Origin of the sequence: Enterococcus sp. 3H8_DIV0648 (genome assembly GCF_002140655.1) — a bacterium.
Lineage (GTDB): Bacteria > Bacillota > Bacilli > Lactobacillales > Enterococcaceae > Enterococcus_A > Enterococcus_A hulanensis.
Map to the genome: position 1 here is coordinate 1,330,382 of NZ_NGLG01000001.1, position 3,216 is coordinate 1,333,597.

General features: G+C 42.7%; 3 protein-coding genes. 1 reads left to right on the forward strand and 2 read right to left on the reverse strand.

From position 1 onward, the window contains the following. Window positions 1-3: 3 nt before the first annotated feature. Entirely contained in the window at window positions 4-1,443 is a 1,440-nt protein-coding gene (locus tag A5875_RS06070) for an NCS2 family permease (RefSeq protein ID WP_088932774.1), read from the forward strand. A gap of 38 nt (window positions 1,444-1,481) precedes the next feature. On the opposite strand, the gene A5875_RS06075 is transcribed toward A5875_RS06070, so the two are convergent. Continuing rightward, complete coding sequence (locus A5875_RS06075) at window positions 1,482-2,957, reverse strand: sensor histidine kinase (RefSeq protein ID WP_088932775.1); 1,476 nt, start codon at window positions 2,955-2,957, stop codon at window positions 1,482-1,484. Further along, window positions 2,954-3,216: winged helix-turn-helix domain-containing protein (locus A5875_RS06080; RefSeq protein WP_141108327.1), on the reverse strand; the 263-nt coding region annotated here is incomplete at its 5' end. The genes A5875_RS06080 and A5875_RS06075, both read right to left, overlap by 4 nt.

The following is a 3,216-nucleotide window of genomic DNA, read 5'->3' on the forward strand; positions in this document are numbered from 1 at the left end:
ATAATGGAGAAATTCTTTAAATTAAAAGAGCAAGGTACCAACATTTCCACTGAAGTAATGGCCGGAGTGACAACATTCTTCGCCATGAGTTATATTTTATTCGTTAATCCAAGTATTTTATCAGCTTCAGGGATGCCCTTTCAGGCGGTTTTCTTAGCAACCATCATCGCGTCTGTAATCGGGACTTTAGTTATGGGATTGTTTGCGAACGTTCCTTATGCGCAGGCACCTGGTATGGGACTGAACGCATTCTTCACTTATACAGTTGTATTCGGTCTAGGTTACTCTTGGCAACAAGCATTAGCAATGGTATTTATCTGCGGGATCATCAATATTTTGATTACCGTCACAAAAATTCGTAAATTAATCATTCATGCAATTCCGGAAAGTATGCAGCATGCCATTGGCGGCGGGATCGGGATCTTCGTTGCTTATGTTGGGATCAAAAATGCCGGCTTGCTTGCTTTCAGCGCTGACTCATCAGCAATCACCAGCAGTGTGGTTGAAGGCGGCAAAGCAACAAATGTTTCTATCAACAGCGGAATCGTTCCAGCTTTGGCAAACTTTAATAACGCACCAATTTTACTAGCTGTGATCGGTTTAGTTCTTACTACGATCTTAGTGGTTAAAAATGTCCGCGGCGCGATCTTGATCGGTATCGTGGTGACGACTTTATTAGGAATTCCAATGGGCGTCGTTCAATTAGGCGCGATCGATTGGCACGCAAACTCACTAGGCAGTTCGATCCAAGAACTTGGAACAACATTCGGCGCAGCCTTTGGCCCTGCCGGCATGGGTTCTCTTTTCTCTGATTCTTCTAAACTGCCGCAGGTTTTAATGACGATTTTAGCCTTCAGCTTATCTGATACTTTTGATACGATCGGAACCTTTATCGGTACTGGCCGCAGAACGGGCATCTTCTCTAAAGAAGATGAAAAAGCTTTAGACGATGGTTCACGCGGTTTCAAAACAAAGATGGACAAAGCCTTATTCGCCGATGCGATCGCTACTTCTATCGGTGCGATCTTCGGTACTTCAAATACAACTACTTACGTAGAATCAGCAGCCGGAATCGGTGCTGGCGGCCGAACAGGTTTGACTTCTGTTGTCGTTGCTATTTTATTCGCACTAAGCAGCTTATTCTCGCCATTGATCGCAATCGTGCCAGCTCAAGCAACTGCACCTGCGTTGATCTTAGTCGGTGTGATGATGCTAGCTTCATTTGCGGATATCAATTGGTTAGATTTAGAAGAAGCTGTTCCAGCATTCTTCGCCAGCGTCTTCATGGGTCTGTGCTACAGCATCTCTTACGGGATCGCTGCTGGATTCATCTTCTACACGATTGTTAAAGTAATCAAAGGAAAAACGAAAGAAATCTCTCCGATTCTTTGGATCGTGGATATTCTATTCATTCTAAACTTTATTATCTTAGCAATTTTATAAGCAATTGATGATAAAAGAAGCGTAAAACCAAAATGGTTTTACGCTTCTTTTTCTGTCTCTGCTATTTTTTCAGGCTTATCTGGGAATACGACAGTAAAGGTCGTACCTTTATTTAGTTCACTCTCAACTTCGATCGTTCCATTGTGCAAACGTACTAATTCTTGTACGATCGACAAGCCTAAGCCAGACTCACCATATTTAGTATTTTTTCTGGATGGATCAGCTTTATAGTAGCGATCCCAAATATTCTTCACCTGATCTTCGGTCATCCCGATACCCGTATCGGATATTTTGATCTCTGTAGCCTGATCCAGTTTAGCGATCGCTACGGTAATCGTACCATCCTTGGTAAACTGAATCGCATTTTGAATCAAGTTCACCATCACTTGAACAAAGCGATCATAATCCGCATACACATCGATCGTCTCGTCCGTTTCTAAAATCAAGCGATCATTGGAAGCTTCTGCTTTCCCTTGAAGTTGAGAAACCAAGGTAGCGACTGCTTCAGTTGCGTTAAACTTCTGTAACAGAACAGTGATTTGATTGGTTCGGATCTTTTCATAATCCAAGTTCTCATTCACTAATCGAATCAAGCGAGACGTTTCATTTTGCATCAGCTTGATAGCTTTTTCTCGTTGGTTTTCTGGAATCGCATTATACTGCATCCCTTCCAGTAAACCATTGATGGTTGTTAACGGTGTACGCATCTCGTGAGAGGCGTCCGCCATGAACTGCTTCCTGCGTTCTTCTTGCCGTTCGATCTCATCCTGCGACTCTTTCAATGAGATCGTCATCTTATTAAAGTCCTCCGCCAAATCGTCAAATTCATCACGATTGCGATTAGGAACGATAACATCAAAATTTCCCATCGCTACTTCCTTCGTCGCCGAGCGCATCCGATTGATCCGCTTCACCTGCTGCGTTGCGAAGAAATAGCTGACAATGATGGCGATGATCGAGGCAATGATAAACGCCTTGAACAGATCAGCAACGATCGAATTGACACTCGTCTCAACATTCATCGCCGGTTGGCTGACTAATAATACGCCAAAGAAAACCTCGTCAGTGAAAAAGGGCACCATCGCATAAGAGGTCGTTTGATTTTGCCCCATCACATTTTTTGAGCTGGTTACTTTTTGCTGCTGCCCAGCCTTCAATGCCTTCCATTGTTCGTCACTGACTAAATGCTGATTTACTTCTCCCGTTTCTTCAGGATACTGAACCTTTCTGTCCTTATCAATAAAAACAAAGGAAACATCCTGCTGATTCAAACTGGACTCAGTCACACGAATCGCAAATTGAAATATCTCATTGCTGGACATCCCCTCAAAGCGAATATCCCGACTCAAAGAAAGATTGTTTTTTTCCATAGATTCCGCATAACCAAATAATTCTTTGTAGTTATTATCCTCTAAGGTCTTACGTGTGAACTGGGTAAAAGACAGCCCTAATGTTAATAGAATCAGCAAAATCAACCCGCCAAAAGCCAGCAATTGTTGATAAAGGTATTTCATCGACCAACCTCGGTATCGTCAAACTTGTAGCCGACACCCCAGACAGTTTGGATCACCTGCGAACCAACCTTTTCGATTTTTTGACGCAATTTTTTGATATGAGCATCAACTGTCCGCTCATCACCAAAATATTGATAGTCCCAGACTAATTCTAATAACTGTTCACGTGTAAATACTTGACGCGGTTTTTTCGCCATCGTGTATAGCAGATCAAATTCCTTAGGCGTCAAACCTTCAATCGTCTTACCATCCAGATAGG